Source organism: Nocardioides nitrophenolicus, assembly GCF_016907515.1.
GTDB lineage: Bacteria > Actinomycetota > Actinomycetes > Propionibacteriales > Nocardioidaceae > Nocardioides > Nocardioides nitrophenolicus.
The window spans coordinates 1,778,176-1,794,181 of sequence record NZ_JAFBBY010000001.1; the positions used below are offsets into that span (position 1 = coordinate 1,778,176).

19 protein-coding genes are annotated in these 16,006 nt (G+C 72.7%); 11 read left to right on the top strand and 8 right to left on the bottom strand.

The window, feature by feature from the left end; translation table 11 throughout:
* The first annotated feature begins 62 nt into the window (after window positions 1-62).
* Both JOD66_RS08785 and phaZ read left to right on the top strand, forming a co-directional pair.
* Window positions 63-1,754 (top strand): PHA/PHB synthase family protein, encoded by a 1,692-nt coding sequence (locus JOD66_RS08785; RefSeq protein ID WP_204836506.1) that lies wholly within the window; start codon window positions 63-65, stop codon window positions 1,752-1,754.
* 8 nt (window positions 1,755-1,762) lie between these two features.
* On the top strand, window positions 1,763-2,584 hold the full coding sequence (gene phaZ / locus JOD66_RS08790) for a poly(3-hydroxyalkanoate) depolymerase (protein WP_204836507.1): 822 nt from the start codon (window positions 1,763-1,765) through the stop codon (window positions 2,582-2,584).
* A gap of 392 nt (window positions 2,585-2,976) precedes the next feature.
* On the opposite strand, the gene JOD66_RS08795 is transcribed toward phaZ, so the two are convergent.
* Window positions 2,977-3,165, bottom strand: coding sequence for a DUF1918 domain-containing protein (locus JOD66_RS08795; protein ID WP_204836508.1), 189 nt, complete (start codon window positions 3,163-3,165; stop codon window positions 2,977-2,979).
* Window positions 3,166-3,238: 73 nt separating this feature from the next.
* On the opposite strand from JOD66_RS08795, the gene JOD66_RS08800 reads away from it, so the two are divergent.
* Complete coding sequence (locus tag JOD66_RS08800) at window positions 3,239-3,844, top strand: DnaJ family domain-containing protein (RefSeq protein WP_204836509.1); 606 nt, start codon at window positions 3,239-3,241, stop codon at window positions 3,842-3,844.
* A 3-nt stretch (window positions 3,845-3,847) separates the two neighbouring features.
* On the opposite strand, the gene JOD66_RS08805 is transcribed toward JOD66_RS08800, so the two are convergent.
* Complete coding sequence (locus tag JOD66_RS08805; RefSeq protein ID WP_205126606.1) at window positions 3,848-4,303, bottom strand: hypothetical protein; 456 nt, start codon at window positions 4,301-4,303, stop codon at window positions 3,848-3,850.
* A 37-nt stretch (window positions 4,304-4,340) separates the two neighbouring features.
* On the opposite strand from JOD66_RS08805, the gene JOD66_RS08810 reads away from it, so the two are divergent.
* The gene (locus JOD66_RS08810) at window positions 4,341-5,423 is read left to right on the top strand and encodes an HpcH/HpaI aldolase/citrate lyase family protein (RefSeq protein ID WP_307823401.1); all 1,083 of its coding nucleotides are present in this window, start codon (window positions 4,341-4,343) and stop codon (window positions 5,421-5,423) included.
* Between the two features lies 1 nt (window position 5,424).
* Window positions 5,425-6,291 carry an HpcH/HpaI aldolase/citrate lyase family protein gene (locus JOD66_RS08815; protein WP_204836511.1) on the top strand — a complete coding sequence of 289 codons (867 nt, stop codon included), beginning with the start codon at window positions 5,425-5,427 and terminating at the stop codon, window positions 6,289-6,291.
* 54 nt (window positions 6,292-6,345) lie between these two features.
* Here JOD66_RS08815 and JOD66_RS08820 read toward each other — a convergent pair whose 3' ends face one another.
* The 3 genes from JOD66_RS08820 to JOD66_RS08830 are packed head-to-tail and all read right to left on the bottom strand — an operon-like array spanning window position 6,346 to window position 9,727.
* Window positions 6,346-7,641 (bottom strand): cation:proton antiporter domain-containing protein, encoded by a 1,296-nt coding sequence (locus tag JOD66_RS08820; protein ID WP_204836512.1) that lies wholly within the window; start codon window positions 7,639-7,641, stop codon window positions 6,346-6,348.
* A 36-nt stretch (window positions 7,642-7,677) separates the two neighbouring features.
* Window positions 7,678-8,544, bottom strand: a complete 867-nt coding sequence (locus JOD66_RS08825) for an SGNH/GDSL hydrolase family protein (protein ID WP_204836513.1) — start codon at window positions 8,542-8,544, stop codon at window positions 7,678-7,680.
* A 4-nt stretch (window positions 8,545-8,548) separates the two neighbouring features.
* Window positions 8,549-9,727: a PucR family transcriptional regulator gene (locus JOD66_RS08830; RefSeq protein WP_204836514.1), complete on the bottom strand. Its 1,179-nt coding sequence runs from the start codon at window positions 9,725-9,727 to the stop codon at window positions 8,549-8,551.
* A 95-nt stretch (window positions 9,728-9,822) separates the two neighbouring features.
* Between JOD66_RS08830 and JOD66_RS08835 the strand changes: the two genes are divergently transcribed.
* The 6 genes from JOD66_RS08835 (at window position 9,823) to JOD66_RS08860 (ending at window position 14,008) form a co-directional block, all read left to right on the top strand.
* Entirely contained in the window at window positions 9,823-10,977 is a 1,155-nt protein-coding gene (locus JOD66_RS08835) for a ferredoxin reductase (RefSeq protein ID WP_204836515.1), read from the top strand.
* A gap of 37 nt (window positions 10,978-11,014) precedes the next feature.
* A complete protein-coding gene (locus JOD66_RS08840) occupies window positions 11,015-12,256 on the top strand; it encodes a fatty acid desaturase family protein (protein ID WP_204836516.1) in 1,242 nt (413 codons plus the stop codon).
* A gap of 112 nt (window positions 12,257-12,368) precedes the next feature.
* Entirely contained in the window at window positions 12,369-13,175 is an 807-nt protein-coding gene (locus tag JOD66_RS08845; protein WP_204836517.1) for a crotonase/enoyl-CoA hydratase family protein, read from the top strand.
* A 131-nt stretch (window positions 13,176-13,306) separates the two neighbouring features.
* Window positions 13,307-13,447, top strand: coding sequence for a hypothetical protein (locus tag JOD66_RS08850; protein ID WP_204836518.1), 141 nt, complete (start codon window positions 13,307-13,309; stop codon window positions 13,445-13,447).
* A 12-nt stretch (window positions 13,448-13,459) separates the two neighbouring features.
* Window positions 13,460-13,732 (top strand): DUF1294 domain-containing protein, encoded by a 273-nt coding sequence (locus JOD66_RS28265; protein WP_204836519.1) that lies wholly within the window; start codon window positions 13,460-13,462, stop codon window positions 13,730-13,732.
* A 108-nt stretch (window positions 13,733-13,840) separates the two neighbouring features.
* A complete protein-coding gene (locus tag JOD66_RS08860; protein WP_204836520.1) occupies window positions 13,841-14,008 on the top strand; it encodes a hypothetical protein in 168 nt (55 codons plus the stop codon).
* 9 nt (window positions 14,009-14,017) lie between these two features.
* Here the strand turns inward: JOD66_RS08860 and JOD66_RS29025 are convergent, their stop codons facing one another.
* From JOD66_RS29025 to JOD66_RS08875, 3 genes are all read right to left on the bottom strand, one after another.
* Window positions 14,018-14,746 carry a FadR/GntR family transcriptional regulator gene (locus JOD66_RS29025; protein WP_204836521.1) on the bottom strand — a complete coding sequence of 243 codons (729 nt, stop codon included), beginning with the start codon at window positions 14,744-14,746 and terminating at the stop codon, window positions 14,018-14,020.
* 80 nt (window positions 14,747-14,826) lie between these two features.
* Window positions 14,827-15,495, bottom strand: a complete 669-nt coding sequence (locus JOD66_RS08870; RefSeq protein ID WP_204836522.1) for an HAD family hydrolase — start codon at window positions 15,493-15,495, stop codon at window positions 14,827-14,829.
* Window positions 15,492-15,890: a thioesterase family protein gene (locus tag JOD66_RS08875; protein WP_204836523.1), complete on the bottom strand. Its 399-nt coding sequence runs from the start codon at window positions 15,888-15,890 to the stop codon at window positions 15,492-15,494. The genes JOD66_RS08870 and JOD66_RS08875 overlap by 4 nt, the downstream gene beginning before the upstream one ends.
* Window positions 15,891-16,006: the final 116 nt, after the last annotated feature.

A 16,006-nucleotide genomic window follows, 5' to 3' on the forward strand; every position in this document is an offset into this window, starting at 1 on the left:
GCCGGGAATCTCGATGCCCGCGGCCGAAGCGCGACGCCGTCCCCGAGGCCGACAGTGGAGTCATGAGCACCTCGACCACCACCCGCCTGGCCGACGCCGCCGCTCCCCTCGACGTCCTCCTCGTCGACGCCGCCCTCGGCCCGGTCCGCCGCTTCGTCCCCGACCTGTCCACCGCCCGGTGGGCGGTGTCCCTCGCCCGCCGCCCCCGGACGACCGCGCGCCGGCTGGGGGCGCTGGCCGGCGAGACCGCCAAGGTCGTCGTCGGTACGTCGGACCTCGCCCCGCGCCGCGGCGACCGCCGCTTCGCCGACCCCGCCTGGACCGAGAACCCGCTGTTGCGGCGGCTGGTGCAGGTCTACCTCGCGAGCGGGAGCACCGTCGACCAGCTGGTCGCCGACGCGGATCTCGACCCGCGCGACCGCAAGCGGGTCCGCTTCCTCGTCGAGAACCTGGTCGAGGCGCTGGCACCGAGCAATGTCCCGCTGGTGAACCCGGCCTCGGCGAAGGCCGTCATCGATACGGCCGGGCTGAGCCTGGTGCGCGGCGGCACCCAGCTGGTCAAGGATCTCGCGTCCGCGCCGCGCGTGCCCGAGATGGTCGACACCTCCGGGTTCGTCGTCGGCGAGAACATCGCCGCCACCCCGGGCGCGGTGGTCTTCCGCAACGAGGTGCTGGAGCTCATCCAGTACGTGCCCCAGTGCGACGAGGTGCACGAGGTGCCGGTGCTGATCGTCCCGCCGACGATCAACAAGTTCTACGCGATCGACCTGTCTCCGGGCCGGAGCCTGGTCGAGTTCAGCACGCAGAACAACCGCCAGATGTTCGTCATCTCGTGGCGCAACCCGGACCCCCGCCACGCCGGCTGGGACTTCGACACCTACGTCGGCTCGATCCTCGAGGCCCTGGACGCTGTCGAGGAGATCACCGGCAGCGCGCGGACCGTCCTCGCCGGCATCTGCTCGGGCGGCATCCTCGCGAGCATCGCCGCGGCGTACCTCGCGGGCATCGGCCGCCAGGACCGCCTCGCCGGGGTCGTGCTCGCCGTGACCGTGATCGACAACCACGACGCCGGCACCGTCACCGCCCTCAGCGACCCGCGGCTGGCCGCGCTGGCCAAGGCCCGCTCGGCGCAGAAGGGCTTCCTCGACGGCCGCTCGCTGGCCGAGGTGTTCGCGTGGCTGCGGCCCAGCGACCTGATCTGGAACTACTGGGTCAACAACTACCTGCTCGGCAAGAAGCCGCCGGCCTTCGACATCCTGTTCTGGAACGCCGACACCACCCGGATGGCCGCGGGCCTGCACGCCGACTTCGTGGACCTCGCGATCGAGAACCAGCTCACCCGCGCCGGTGCGCTCAGCGTCCTCGGCCAGCCGATCGACCTCGGCAAGGTCACCGTCGACAGCTATGTCGTCGCGGGCATCGCCGACCACATCACCCCGTGGGAGAACTGCTACCGCACGACCCAGCTGTTCGGCGGGAGGACTCGGTTCATCCTGTCGACCAGCGGCCACATCGCCGCGCTGGTGAACCCGCCGGGCAACCCCAAGGCCACCTTCCACACCAACGACGAGCACGGCTCCGACCCGAAGGCCTGGCTCAGCGGCGCCGCAACCCACCAGGGCTCGTGGTGGAACGACGTGTCGGTTTGGCTCGACGAGCGCACCGGTGCACTGGTGCCCGCGCCGAAGGAGCTCGGCTCGACCCGCCTGCAGCCGCTGGCCGACGCGCCCGGCACCTACGTCTTCGACAAGTGAGGACGCCGATGTCGCAGCTGCGTCAGCTCACCGTCCTCGGGCACTCGGTCCGCGTCGCCGTCCGCCCCGGCACGGAGCCCGGGCCGCCGCTGCTGCTGTGCAACGGCATCGGCGCCAGCCTCGACCTGCTCGAGCCGTTCGTCGACGCGCTCGACCCGCGGATCGGGGTGGTCCGCTTCGACGTACCCGGCGTCGGCGGCTCCCCCGACCCCCGGCTGCCCTACACCTTCCCCCTGCTCGCGCTCGGCGTCGGCGCGCTGATGACGCGGCTCGGGTACGACGAGTACGACATCCTCGGCATCTCCTGGGGCGGCGGGCTCGCCCAGCAGCTCGCCTTCCAGCAGCCGCGCCGCTGCCGGCGCCTGGTCCTGGTCAGCACCGCCACCGGCTCGCTCATGGTCCCCGCACCGCCGCGGGTGCTGCGCAAGATGGTGACCCCCCAGCGCTACCGGGACGCCGACTACGCCGTGCAGGTCGCCGCCGAGCTGTACGGCGGGCGGATGCGCGAGCGGCCCGACGACGTACGCCGGCTCATGCACGACCGGTCCCGGGTCGGCTCCCGCCGCGGATACCTGCTGCAGCTGCTCGCCGGCGCCGGCTGGTCCAGCCTCCCGGCGCTGCCTCTGATCCGGCAGCCGACGCTGATCCTCGCGGGTGACGACGACCCGATCATCCCGCTCGTCAACGCGCGGATCATGCGCGCCCTGCTGCCGCACGCGCGGCTGCACGTCTACCCCGACGGCCACCTCGGCCTCGTCACCAGCGCCGACACGCTCGCGCCGTTGGTCGCGGACTTCCTGCGGGCGGGTGGGGGGCGCTGTAACACGTAGTTCGCCGCGCTCTCCGACCCCTATCTGCTGTTGCGGACCCGCACGGACGGACTCGAGCGACGTCTCGGGCACGGTAGAGCCGCGAACGACGTGTTACAGCGGGCGCCGGGCGCTGTAACACGTAGTCCGCCGCACTCCCCGACGTGTATCCGCTGTTCCGGACCCGCACGGACGGACTCGAGCGACGTCTCGGGCACGGTAGAGCCGCGAACGACGTGTTACAGCGGGCGCCGGGCGCTGTAACACGTAGTCCGCCGCACTCCCCGACGTGTATCCGCTGTTCCGGACCCGCACGGACGGGCTCGAGCGACGTCTCGGGCACGGTAGAGCCGCGAACAACGTGTTACAGCGCCCCAACCCGACCGGCCCGCCGACCACGCACCCGTGGCGGGTCAGGATCGAGCGGGTACGACGTGGGCGTCGGGGCCGGGGAAGGCCAGGGACTCGTGGCCGTCGTCCCAGCGGACCAGGTACGGCGGCGCGCCGTCCTCCCCGCGCACCTCCAGCACCTCCGCCTCGCGCCGATGCGTCGAGTCGGTGTGCGCCTCCACCACCAGCCGGTCACCCACGCGCGCGTGCATGACTCCACCATGCGCCCGATCCGGCGCCGCCCACAAGCCTCGCCGGCCCTGGTCGAGGCGGCATAGTGGAGGCATGGAGGAGCAGCCGGACTCCCGGCCGGAGCCGAGCGCGGACACCCGCGCGGACCCGCCCGAGCCGGGTCCGGACCAGCCCGGCCCGCCCGGCCCGCCCGGCCCGCCCGGCCAGCCCGCCCAGGCAGCCGCCCGGGCCGCCCGCGCCCGGATCGAGCAGCAGCAGACCTGGGTCGACCTCCAGGTCCGCCAGGCGATGGAGCGCGGCGAGTTCGACGACCTGCCCGGCGCCGGGAAGCCGATCCCCGACCTCGGCAGCGCCCACGACCCGGACTGGTGGGTCAGGCGGCTGGTGGAGCGCGAGCGGATCACCGTGCTGCCGCCGGCCCTCCAGCTGCGCAAGGACGACGCCGAGCTCGACGCCGCCCTCGACGCCCTGGTCTCGGAGCGCGAGGCGCGGGCGTTCGTCGAGGACTTCAACGCGCGGGTGCTGCGGGCCCGCTACACCCCCGTCGACGGTCCGCCGCTGATCACCCTGCCTCGTGACGTCGACGCGACCCTCGCCGCCTGGCACGAGCGGCGCGCCGCCCGGCGCCGGGCCGCCCCGGCGCCGCCCCAACCGGAGCCGCGGCGGCGCTGGTGGCGTCGGCGTCGACGACGGCGCTGAGGCTCACCGCAGCTCACGGTCCCGCTGACAGCCCGCGTCGCCGTACTCCTTCCACTGCGCCTTCGAGCAGCTGCCGTCCAGCCGCAGCGAGGTCTCGGCCAGCCCGGCCGGCACCAACGCCGCGAGCAGCACCGCCATCACCGCCAGCGTCGTACGCCGGCACAGCCACAGCGCCAGGGCGGCGAGGAGCGCGACGGCGACCGCGCCCACCACCAGCAGCCAGTAGGTCCCCGAGACCCCCGAGTCACCGCAGACCAGGCGCCCCTGCAGTGATCGCGGCGCGGCCATGGTGCCCTCGTCGTCGTACCACGGACAGAGCTCGTCGAGCCGGCCGAAGTAGCGCCCCTCCCAGGCGACCATGATCCCCAGGCCGACGGCGTGCAGCACGACCACCGCCAGCACCGTGCTCCACCAGGCTCGCCCGCGCCGGGGCCCGGCATCTCGCGAGACATCCGTCATACCCGGACAGCATGACTCGCCGGTAGGTTGTCGAAACGTGAGTCACAAGAGCGCCAAGGACTTCTTCCGACCGCTCGCCGTGGGTGCCCCGGACCCGCTGCGCGAGATCCCCGCCCGGCCCAGCCGCGCGATCCACTTCTTCGACCCCGGCAACGAGAAGATGGCCGCCAAGATCCCGGACATGGTCGGCTCGGTCGACGTGCTGCTGGGCAACCTGGAGGACGCCGTCAAGGCCGAGAACAAGGAGATCGCCCGCGCCGGCCTGGTCAAGATCGGGCAGGAGGTCGACTTCGGCCCCACCCAGTTCTGGACCCGGATCAACTCGCTCGACTCGCCCTGGGTGCTCGACGACCTGACCACGCTGGTGCCCGCCATCGGCGACAAGCTCGACGTGATCATGGTCCCGAAGGTGCAGGGCGCCGAGGACATCCACTACGTCGACCGCCTGCTCGCCCAGCTCGAGGCGAAGGCCGGCCTGACCAGGCCGCTGCAGGTGCACGCGATCCTCGAGACCGCACGCGGTGTGGCCAACATCGAGGAGATCTGCGCCGCGTCGCCGCGGATGCAGGGGCTCTCGCTCGGCCCGGCCGACCTGGCCGCCGACCGCCGGATGAAGACCACCCGCGTCGGCGGCGGGCACCCCGGCTACCTGGTCCGGCAGGACCCCGAGCGCGGCGACGACGGCGTGCCGCTCTACGACGGCCCCCGCACGACGTACCAGCAGGACCTGTGGCACTACACGATCGCGCGGATGGTCGACGCCTGCGCGACCCACGGGATCTTCCCGTACTACGGGCCCTTCGGCGACATCAAGGACACGGTCGCGTGCGAGGACCAGTTCCGCAACGCCTTCCTCCTCGGCTGCGTGGGCGCCTGGTCGCTGCACCCGGTGCAGATCAAGATCGCCAACCAGGTGTTCAGCCCGAGCGTCGAGGACGTCGCCCATGCCCGCCGGGTCATCGCCGCCATGGGCGACGGCACCGGTGCGGTGATGCTCGACGGCAAGATGGAGGACGACGCCTCGGTGAAGCAGTGCAAGGTGATGGTCGCGCTGGCCGAGCAGCTCGCCGCGATCGACCCCGACCTGAAGGCCCGCTACGACGCCATCGAGGTGAACTGACATGACCGACTTCAAGCCCCTGCGCTCGGTCCTCTACATGCCCAGCTCCAACGAGCGGGCGCTGGAGAAGGCCAAGACGCTGCCCGCCGACGCGATCATCTTCGACCTCGAGGACGCCGTCGCGCCCGACGCGAAGCCGGCCGCCCGCGAGTCCGCCGCGGCCGCCGTCCGCTCCGGTGAGTACGGCGGGCGCCACCTCGTCATCCGGGTCAACGGCATCGGCACCGAGTGGCACGACGACGACATCAAGGCGGCGGCCGCGGCCGGCCCGGACGTCGTCCTCGTCCCCAAGGTGAACTCCGCCGACGAGGTGAAGCAGCTCGTCGCGGCCCTCGAGGCCGCCGGCGCTCCGGCGAAGACCACGCTGTGGGCGATGGTCGAGACGCCGATCGGCATGCTCAACGCGCTCTCCATCGCGCAGGCCTCCGACCGGCTCACCGGCTTCGTGATGGGCACCAACGACCTCGTCAAGGAGCTGTACGCCGAGCACGTCCCCGGCCGCCAGCCGGTGATCACCGGCCTCGGCCTGGCGCTGCTCGCGGCCCGCGCCGCCGGCATCGTGGTCATCGACGGCGTCTACAACGACGTGAAGAACCTCGACGGCTTCCTCGCCGAGGTCGAGCAGGGCCGCCAGATGGGCTTCGACGGCAAGACCCTGATCCACCCCGGCCAGGTCGAGGGCGCCAACACCGGCTTCGCCCCCAGCGAGCAGGCCGTCGCGGACGCCCGCGGGCTGATCCAGGCCTGGGAGGACGGGAAGGGCTCCGGCGTGGTCACCTACAACGGCAAGATGGTGGAGAGCCTCCACGTCGAGTCCGCCGAGCGCACGCTCGCGATCCACGAGGCGATCCAGGCGCTGCAGGCCTGACCCCGTTCGCCCCCACCGAGCCGGTCCGTCCTCGACGGGCCGGCTCGGTGCTGGTCAGGGCACGGCGGAGCGCTCGCTGCCGACCCAGCGCATCACCGGCGTGGCCAGGGCGCCGTGGACCACGACGGAGGCCACGACGGTGAACGCGACCGTCGACCACAGTCCGTCCGCGGCCAGGCCCGGCGCCGCCCCGAGCGCGAAGGCCAGGTAGTAGACCGAGCCGATCCCGCGGACGCCGAAGAAGGCCACCGCCGCCCGCTGCGGCCGGTCCAGGCGAGATCCCGAGCCGGCGAGGGCGACCAGGCCCGCGAGTGGCCGCACGACCAGGATCAGGCCGAGCCCGATGACCAGGCCCCGCCGGTCGAGGTGGTCGAGCAGCCCGCGGCTGAGCGCGATCCCGAGCACGAGCAGCAGGAGCAGGGTCAGCAGCCGCTCGAGGCGCTCGGTCACCTCGTGCAGGGCCACGTGGTAGTCGTGGGACCGCTCGGCCGACCGGAAGGTCATCGCGCACGCGAACACGCCGAGGAAGCCGTAGCCGCCCACCAGCTCCGCAAGGCCGTACGCCGTCAGCAGGGCGGCCAGCGAGGTGAGCGCCTCGCCCCGCTCGGCGACCCGCAGCGAGCGGCTCTGCGCGCGGAACGCCACCCGCGCCAGGCCCCGGCCGACCGCGATGCCGACCGCGACGCCCAGCACGACCTTGCCGACGGCGTACCAGCCCACCCAGGTCACCCAGTCGACGCCGCCCACCCCGGCCGCCCCGGCTCCGGCCAGCAGCACGGCGGCGTGCACGAACGGGAAGGCGAGGCCGTCGTTGAGCCCGGCCTCGCTGGTGAGGGCGAACCGCAGCTCGTCGGGCTCGTCGAGCTGGTCCGGGTGCTGCGGGTCGGTCTGCGGACCGGCGACCTGCACGTCGGAGGCGAGGACCGGGTCGGTGGGCGCGAGCACGGCGCCGAGGAGCAGCGCGGTGGCGAGGCCGAGACCGGTCGCCAGGCCCAGCAGCGTGACGCCCGCGATGCTCAGCGGCATCGCGATCCCGAGCATCCGCCAGGTCGACGACCAGCTCCGCCACGACGCCCACCGGCCCAGCCGCAGCGGTCGGTCCAGCGCCAGTCCGACCCCCATCAGCGCCACCAGCACCGCGAGCCCGGCGACGTGCTCGACCAGGGCGCGGTGCCGGACCGGGTCGACGGCCAGCCCGTCGACGAGCGGGGTGCGGCCGAGCCCGATGCCGACCGCGACCAGCACCATCGGCGCGGACACGGCCCACCGGTCGAGGAGCGCGGGCAGCACGATCGCCACCAGCAGGCTGGCACCCGCGATCAGGTAGACCAGACCCACCGTGTCGCCCATGACGGGGCCGTACCCGGTTCGGCCCGGGTCAGCAGGTCAGGCCAGCTCCGCGACCAGCAGGTCGGTGACGACCGTCTGCTCCTGCGCGTAGGGGTGGTACTCCAGCGCGGGCTGCGCGGGGATCAGGCCGGCGATCCAGGGGTCGGTGGCGCAGATGTCGTGGCCGTCGGTCGCCGCCCAGACGTCGACGTACGTCGCCCCGGCCTGGTCCGCCGCCGCGGCCAGGGCGTCGTTGACCCGGCTGATGTAGTCACGGGCGAAGGGATAGTCGCCGCGGGCGAGTGGCAGCAGCGCGCACGTTCCGCTCTCGGGGAAGGCCGCGGGATAGCCGACCACCACGATCCGGGCCTTCGGCGCCCGCTCCGCGATCGCCGCGAGCACGTCGGCCATCCGGCCCGGCAGCTTGGCGAGATGGCGCTCGGCCTTGACCCGGAAGGGCGCCCCTTCGGCCGTGCACGGCGCCCCGGCCCGGTCCTCGACCGCCTTGCCGACGCAGGTCGTCATCAGCTCGGCGAACACCTTGCCGTCGTTGCCGCCGATCCCGATCGTGACCAGGTCGGTGTCGGCACCGAGCGCGTCGAGCTGGGGCGGCACCGGCTCACCGTTCGGCGGCGTCTGGGACCCGGCCAGGTCGGCGGTGGTCGCGCCACCGCAGGTCACGTCGGTCAGGTCGAGACCGAGCCGCTCGGCCAGCCGGTGGGGGTAGTTGCCCTGGGTCTGCTCGCAGCCGACCGCCCCGCTGCTCGGGCCGAGCCGCGGCCCGGCCGCGTAGGAGTCGCCCAGGGCGACGTACGACGCCCCGCGGGGCACCGCGCCCGACCGGTCGAGCTTGGACTTCGGCGGATCGGAGCAGCCCGCGAGCAGGAGCGCGGCCACGACCAGGACCGAGGCGGCACGCCTCATCTGCTCACCCCTCTCCTAGCGCGATGGTCAGCGCTAGGACCGTATCGGGATCCTCCAACCGCTCGCCGTAGAGCTCACGGATCTGGCTCATCCGGTACCTGATCGTCTGGGGGTGCACGAACAGCGCCGCGGCCACGTCGTCGCGCCGACCCTGGTGCAGCAGCCAGGAGCGCAGCGTCTCGCGCAGCTTGGCGGCGGCGGCGGGACGCAGCTCGTCGAGGGGGGCGAGGGCGACCGCGCGCAGGTCGGCCAGGGCCTGGGGATCGGCGGTCAGCACCAGTCGGGGCAGGTGGCGCTCGGTGTCGCCGGTCAGGGCGAGGGCGCGGGCCCGCAGCGCCCGGTCGTACGACGAGCGCACCTCCAGCCACGGCCGCGGCGGACCGACCACGCAGTCGCGGCCCTGCACCGAGCGCAGCAGGGGCGCGCGCCGGCGGTCGTGGGCGTCGGGGACGAGCAGCAGCGCGGCGCCGTCGAGCTCCGGCAGGTCGCTGGCCTGGATGGTGCCGCGGCGCAGCGACTGCTGGAGCGACCCGGCCTGGGACTCGGGGACGATCACCGCGGTGAGGGTCGCGGGCGGCACCCACTCCGCACGCTCGGCGGCGAGCAGGACGCTCGCCTCGGGGGCCCCGGTCAGCAGCTGGCGGGCCAGTCGCTCCATCATCCGCTGGCGGACCCGGCCCTCGGTGGCGGTCTCGTCCTGGTGCCCGGCGACGCAGGCCGCGGACAGCTCGTCGATGTAGGCGAAGACCAGTGCCGCGAAGGAGGCCATCGTGGCCGGCTCCATGCCCTCCTCGACCGCGCGGGCGGACAGCCGCTGCCAGCACACCCGGGCGCCGATCCGGAACGCCGAGAGCAGCGCGTCGGTGCTGCGCCCGCTGCGCGCCTCGCCCCGGCCGAGCTGGTAGGCGCCGTCGACCGCGGAGGCGCGCGGGGCGAGCGCGTCCGGACCGCGCCGGTCGCTGGTGAGGGAGAGGAAGCCGCCGAGCGCGACCTGCACCGCGCCGCGGATGGTCTCGCCCATCGGGCCGCCGAAGGCGTCCTCGTAGGCCGGCACGTCGCGGATGATCTGGTCGACCACGTCGTCGGCGACGGCGGCGAGCTCGGCGCGGATCGCGGAGACCGTCGCCGGCGGCAGCAGCACCCGCTCGTCGGTCCCGGCCTGAGGCAGCACCCGACGCGCCATCACGGCCCCCTCTTTGTCTCTGTCGAACAAAACCGGGGAGTAGATTCACCGGCTCTGGTCATGAGTTTAGCGTTCCTGGCTGGGACTCTAGACGTGTGAGTACGACGACCGCCGCCCCTGACGCGGCCGCCCGGACCGGACGGCTCCGCACCGGCCTCCGCTCGCTCCTCGACGCCGCCGTCACGCCCTTGAGCGTCGACGACCTGCTCGACCACTTCGCCCCACTGCGCCCCGGCGCCGCCGTCGGCCTCCAGGGCCGGATCGTCTCGGTGCGCAAGGAGACCGCCGACGCCGCCACCCTGGTGATCAAGCCCGGTCGCGACTGGGCCGGCCACATCCCCGGGCAGTACGTCCGGGTCGGCGTCGACGTCGACGGCGTGCGACTGTGGCGCACCTACTCGCTGACCCACGGCCCGCGCCGCGACGGCCACATCTCGATCACCGTCAAGGCGATCCCCGACGGCGCCGTCTCGCAGCACCTCGTCCGCGACGCCCGCGCCGGCCAGCTGGTCCAGCTCGCCCAGGCCGAGGGCGACTTCGTGCTGGCCCCGCCCGTCGCGGGCCGCCGGCAGAAGCTGCTGCTGGTCACCGCCGGCTCCGGGATCACCCCGGTCATCGGCATGCTGCGCAACCTCTACTCGCGCAACCAGGACGCCCACGACGCGGCCCGCGCGGCCTACGACATCGTGCTCGTGCACTCCGCCATGAAGCGCGACGAGGTGATCTTCGGCAACGAGCTGCGTGCCCACGCCGAGGCCGGCCGACTGCGCCTGATCGAGCGGCACACCGACACCGACGGCCTGCTCACCACCGCCGACCTCGAGACCGAGGTCCCCGACCTGGCCGAGCGCACGGCGTACGCCTGCGGCCCGGCGGGCCTCCTCGACACGCTCGAGGCCTACTACGACGAGCAGCGGCTGACCCTCCACACCGAGCGCTTCCGCCCGACCGTCGTCGACGTGGCCGCCGAGGGCGGCACGCTCACCTTCGCCGGCGCCTCCGCCGCGAGCGTCGAGACCGACGGCAGCGTCCCGATCCTCGACGCCGCCGAGTCGGCCGGCGTGCTGATGCCGAGCGGCTGCCGGATGGGCATCTGCATGGGCTGCGTGCTGCCGATGAGGTCCGGTGCCGTGCGCGACCTGCGCAACGGCGAGCTCACCGTCGCCGTCCCCGGGGAGACCCACCCCGACGGCGTGAAGATCCAGACCTGCATCAGCGCCGCCGCCGGCGACTGCACCTTCGACCACTGAGAACCCGAGAGACCCGAGAGACGCCGAGGACCCCACGATGACGACGATCACCAACAAGGCCCAGAACCCCACCGCGCACCTCTCCCCCGAGCAGATCGAGGCGCTCGGCGCCGAGCTCGACGCGATCCGCCAAGAGGTGCTCGACGCCCGCGGCGAGAAGGACGCGGCGTACATCCGGCGCATGGTCGACGTCCAGCGCAAGCTGGAGCTCGCCTCCCGCGCGACCCTGCTCGTCAGCATCTTCCCGCCGGCCTGGATCGCCGGCACCGTCGGCCTGTCGGTGGCCAAGATCCTCGAGAACATGGAGATCGGCCACAACGTCATGCACGGCCAGTGGGACTGGATGCGCGACCCCAAGATCCACTCCACCACCTGGGAGTGGGACAACGCCTCGACCGCCGACGGCTGGAAGCACTCCCACAACGAGGTGCACCACACCTACACCAACATCGTCGGCAAGGACAACGACCTCGGCTACGGCATCATGCGCGTCGACGAGGAGCAGCGGTGGTACCCGCTCTACCTCGCGCAGCCGCTGTGGAACTTCATCAACGCCTGCTTCTTCGAGTACGGCATCGCGGCCTACGACCTCGAGCTGGGCCGCAACCTGCGCACCCCCAAGGAGAAGCGCAGCGAGAAGTTCAAGACCGACCTCGCCAAGACGCTGCGGAAGATCCGCAAGCAGGCCACCAAGGACTACGTCGTCAACCCGGCCCTGGCGCTGCCGACCGGCTCCTTCCTGCCGGCCCTCGCCGCCAACTTCACCGCCAACGTGGTGCGCAACCTGTGGTCGCACTCCGTCATCATGTGCGGCCACTTCCCCGAGGGCGTGGAGACCTTCGAGCTGAAGTCGATCCCGGAGAAGGAGACCCGGGGCGAGTGGTACCTGCGCCAGATGCTCGGCTCCGCCAACATCTCCGGCTCCAAGCTGATGCACATCATGACCGGCAACCTCTCCCACCAGATCGAGCACCACCTCTTCCCCGACCTCCCGAGCAGCAGGTACGCCGAGGTGGCCCCGAAGGTGCGGGCCGTGTTCGAGAAGTACGGCCTCAACTACCACGCCGCCCCGCTCCCCCAGCAGGTCTACAGCGCCTGGCACCGCGTGGTCCGGCTGTCCTTCCCCAACGGCTGGCTGGCCACCACCAACGCGAAGAACCTGCCCTCCCAGCTCAAGCTGCTCTACGCCATGACCACGGCCGACAAGCGCAAGCGCCGGGTGATGCAGCGGCTGCTCGAGAGCGCGGCGGCCAAGAAGGAGATGGTCACGGCGGCCTGAGCGTCGTGGCACGTGACCTGCTCTCGGCACGCACCAGCTGCGTGCCGACAGCAGGTATCGCTCCGTCCGGGTGACGCGCGGGCTCCGGTTACCTGCGGGTAGCATCAGGGCCATGAGCACCCGCGAGCGTCAGGTCAGCTGCACCATCACCGACGGCATCGCCCGCGTCCGGCTGGACCGTCCCGACAAGCTCAACGCGCTCACGCTCGGCATCCTCGACGACCTGGTCTCGACCGCTCACGCGCTGCGCCGCGACAAGACGCTGCGCGCCGTGGTGATCAGCGGCGAGGGCGACGCGTTCTGCGCGGGACTCGACTTCGCGTCAGTGCTGCGTGACCCGGCCGGGGTCGCCAAGGCGTTCGTGCCGCGCCCGCTGCGCGGCACCAACACCTTCCAGGAGGCGCCGTGGGCCTTCCGACGGATCCCGGTGCCGGTGATCGCCGCCGTCCACGGCCACTGCCTCGGCGGAGGCCTGCAGATCGCGCTCGCCGCCGACTTCCGGATCGCCACCCCCGACTCGCGGTGGTCGGTGCTCGAGGGCAAGTGGGGGCTGATCCCCGACATGTCCGGCATCCAGGCGCTCAAGGAGCTGGTCGGCATCGACCAGGCCAAGCTGCTCACCATGACCGCCGAGGTCTTCGACGGCTCCCGCGCGAAGGAGCTCGGCCTGGTCACCCGCCTCGACAACGACCCGCTCGCCGGCGCCCTGCGCCTCGCCGACGAGCTCGCGCAGAAGTCCCCCGACGCGCTGGCCGCCGCCAAGCGGCTCTTCAACGACACCTGGAGCGCCTCGCCGCGCCGTACCTTCGCCCGGGAGCGGGTCGAGCAGGCCTTCCTGCTGGCCGCGCGCAACACCAAGGCCGCTCGCGAGGCGGCGTTCCAGAAGGCCGACGCGGTCTACGGCCCGCGCGGCCGCTGACACCCTGGCCCGGTCGGGTCAGCTCCTGGCCCATCGGGACCACTTCGGTTCGGGCCCGAACGGCCGATGAGTCCGGTACGCCGGCCGGGTCATCCTGGTCAGGCACCAACCCCGCCGAGAGGAGGCCGGCCATGGACCGCACCGAGCACCTCAGCCACGACCTGCCGTGCCTGGCCTGCGGGCACGCCGTACACACCTACCTGGCGTGCAGCGACACCTGCGACTGCGCGCCGACGGTGCTGCCCGGCTCGGCCGCGCTCGCGATGGCCTGACACCCTCGCTGCGTGCTCCTCGCCCTCGCCGCGTCGTACGTCGTCCTCAGCGTGGTCTCGCTCGCCCTCTACGGCGCCGACAAGCGCGCCGCCCGGCGCGGCACCTGGCGCACCCGCGAGTCGACGCTCCACCTGGTCGCCCTCGCCGGCGGCTGGCCCGGCGCCCTCGCCGGTCGCCGCCTGTTCCACCACAAGACCCGCAAGCAGCCCTTCGTCGCCGTCCTGTGGCTGACCGTCGTGCTCAACTGCGCGGGCGTCGCCGCGCTGCTCGCCACCCTCGGCTGAGATCTCCGCGCGGATTCCTGCAAGATCGCCGGGCCGGCTGTGTCGTATCAGCACGCTCTGCTTCGTCGTCCTCGTAGAAGCAGGCGAGCGCACGAAGGAGACACGGCCATGTGGAACGACCTGAACACCCCGGAGACCCGGCACCAGCACCAGCACCTCAGCCACGACCTGCCGTGCCCCGCGTGCGGCCACGCCGTGCACACCTTCCTGGCCTGCAGCGACAGCTGCGACTGCGCGCCGACCGTGCTGCCCGGCTCGGTGGCCCTGGCCGCCTGATCTCCGGCGCTAGGAGACCGGGAGCAGCAGCAGCTCGATCCGAGCCCGCTCCTCCGGGGCGAGGTGCGGCCCGTAGTAGTCGACCAGGTCCTGGCGGGCCAGCGCCTCGGCGGTCCGGCCGTCCCGGTCGCGGATGGCCTGGAGGTAGGCGCCGTGGCGGCGCAGCGTCTCCTGGATCCGCTCCGAGGGGTCGCCGGACTCCCTGAGGTTCTCGGTGGTCAGCTCGAGGACGGTGTCGCGGGCGAACTCGCTGCAGGCGCTGAACAGCGAGTTGCCGGAGCAGGACGCGACGGCGAGGTGGAAGGCGACGTCGGCCGCGGAGAACGCGTCGTAGGAGACCTCGGCCGCTCGCTCCATCTCGGCGAAGGCCTCCTCGACCGACGCCAGGGACGCGTCGTCGTGCAGCTCGGCCGCCAGCCGGACCGCGCTGCCCTCGACGACCATCCGGAACTCGATCAGCTCGCCGACGCCGATCTGGCCGAGCTTGACGAAGGTGGTCAGCGCCTTCGCGAGTCGCGCCGAGGAGTTGGGCTGGACGGTGGCGCCCCCAGGATCGCCGGGCCGCGACCGGATCAGGCCGCCGCTCTCGAGCACCCGCAATGCCTCGCGGACGGTGCCTCGGGAGACGCCGAACTGGGCCATCAGGTCGCGCTCGGACGGCAGCCGGTCGCCGGGCACGAGCTGGCCGCCGAAGACCGCGCTCTCGATCTGGGCCACGACGCTCTCGTACGCACGCACCGGCGTGACGCTGGTGAACTGAGGCCGGGCCTCATCGCGGGAGCTTGCCACCGCCAGGTCTCCTCAAGGTCGCGAGAGGTTCATAGGTCGAGCGAGGCGAGCGTATCCGGCAGCCGGGTGAGGTCCGGGAGGACCCCGACGACCTGTGCGGGATCGCGATCCTCGCCCTCCCGGTCGACGAAGACGGCGGGTACGCCGAGCCGGCGCGCCGGCACCACGTCGTGCACCCAGCTGCACGCCACGTGGATCCACCGTCCCTCGGCCGGCTGTGCCCGGCGGCGGAACTCCTCGAAGTGGGCCAGGCCGGGCTTGTACGAGCCGACCTCCTGGGCCGTGACGACCACGTCGATCGGCGCACCCAGCAGCTCGAGGGTCTGCGCGATGACGTCGTCGTCGACGTTCGAGAGGATGGCGAGCCGCCAGCCGGCCGCCCGGAGCGCCTGCAGCACCTCGGCCGTCTCCGCGAAGGGCTGCCAGGTGGGCATGGTGTCCGCGAGGACGGTGTCCAGCCCGTCCGGCACGTCGATCCCGAGCTCGCCGGCCGAGGCGAGCAGCCCGTCGCGCAGCACCTCGCGGTAGCTCAGCAGCGGACGCTGCTGCTGCAGCGCCGGCTCGGCGCGGTGGTAGCCAGCGAGCAGGTCGTCGACGCGAGCCGGATCGACGCGGGCCAGCGCGCTCTCCATCCCGCTGCGCCAGTCGACGAGGGTGCCGTAGCAGTCGAAGGTGAGCCAGCCGCGGGCGGTCGTCATCGGACCGACCGATCGCGGAGCCGGGCGGCGACCTGCTCCGCGTCGACGATCGCGCGCTCGTGCTCGACGACCGCGCACTCCCCGACGCCGTCGGTGACGACGACGCGGAAGGTACGGCGCCGACCCGATCGCGAGGTCTCCGTCGCCACGGCGGTCAACGTCTCGCCGACGGGCGTCGGCGCCCGGTGGCTGACCGTCGCGGCCACGCCGACGGTGATCTGCCCGTCCGCCAGCTCGCTCGCCACTGCCTCGTGGCAGGCGACCTCGGCCAGCCCGAGCACGAACGGAGTGGCGGCGGCCTCCGGGAAGGCCGCGCCGAAGGCCCGCGCGGTGTCGGCGGCGGTCACGGGTCGGGCGAGCGTCGCGGTGGGCGTGATGCGGCTGGGTTCGGTCATCGCGGTCCTCTCGGGTTCGTCGCCCGAGCAATTTCGCTCGGACGGCTTGACATGGATCACTTTTCTGCTCTTCACTCTAGCACACTGGTCCTACCAGTACACCTAGTAAGCACCTG

What these genes read in the sequence shown, in the direction of transcription:
- JOD66_RS08785 (WP_204836506.1), top strand. Translation starts at nt 63, where the DNA reads ATGAGCACCTCGACCACCACCCGCCTGGCCGACGCCGCCGCTCCCCTC.
- phaZ (WP_204836507.1), top strand. Translation starts at nt 1,763, where the DNA reads ATGTCGCAGCTGCGTCAGCTCACCGTCCTCGGGCACTCGGTCCGCGTC.
- JOD66_RS08795 (WP_204836508.1), bottom strand. Translation starts at nt 3,165, where the DNA reads ATGCACGCGCGCGTGGGTGACCGGCTGGTGGTGGAGGCGCACACCGAC.
- JOD66_RS08800 (WP_204836509.1), top strand. Translation starts at nt 3,239, where the DNA reads ATGGAGGAGCAGCCGGACTCCCGGCCGGAGCCGAGCGCGGACACCCGC.
- JOD66_RS08805 (WP_205126606.1), bottom strand. Translation starts at nt 4,303, where the DNA reads ATGACGGATGTCTCGCGAGATGCCGGGCCCCGGCGCGGGCGAGCCTGG.
- JOD66_RS08815 (WP_204836511.1), top strand. Translation starts at nt 5,425, where the DNA reads ATGACCGACTTCAAGCCCCTGCGCTCGGTCCTCTACATGCCCAGCTCC.
- JOD66_RS08820 (WP_204836512.1), bottom strand. Translation starts at nt 7,641, where the DNA reads ATGGGCGACACGGTGGGTCTGGTCTACCTGATCGCGGGTGCCAGCCTG.
- JOD66_RS08825 (WP_204836513.1), bottom strand. Translation starts at nt 8,544, where the DNA reads ATGAGGCGTGCCGCCTCGGTCCTGGTCGTGGCCGCGCTCCTGCTCGCG.
- JOD66_RS08830 (WP_204836514.1), bottom strand. Translation starts at nt 9,727, where the DNA reads ATGGCGCGTCGGGTGCTGCCTCAGGCCGGGACCGACGAGCGGGTGCTG.
- JOD66_RS08840 (WP_204836516.1), top strand. Translation starts at nt 11,015, where the DNA reads ATGACGACGATCACCAACAAGGCCCAGAACCCCACCGCGCACCTCTCC.
- JOD66_RS08845 (WP_204836517.1), top strand. Translation starts at nt 12,369, where the DNA reads ATGAGCACCCGCGAGCGTCAGGTCAGCTGCACCATCACCGACGGCATC.
- JOD66_RS08850 (WP_204836518.1), top strand. Translation starts at nt 13,307, where the DNA reads ATGGACCGCACCGAGCACCTCAGCCACGACCTGCCGTGCCTGGCCTGC.
- JOD66_RS08860 (WP_204836520.1), top strand. Translation starts at nt 13,841, where the DNA reads ATGTGGAACGACCTGAACACCCCGGAGACCCGGCACCAGCACCAGCAC.
- JOD66_RS08870 (WP_204836522.1), bottom strand. Translation starts at nt 15,495, where the DNA reads ATGACGACCGCCCGCGGCTGGCTCACCTTCGACTGCTACGGCACCCTC.
- JOD66_RS08875 (WP_204836523.1), bottom strand. Translation starts at nt 15,890, where the DNA reads ATGACCGAACCCAGCCGCATCACGCCCACCGCGACGCTCGCCCGACCC.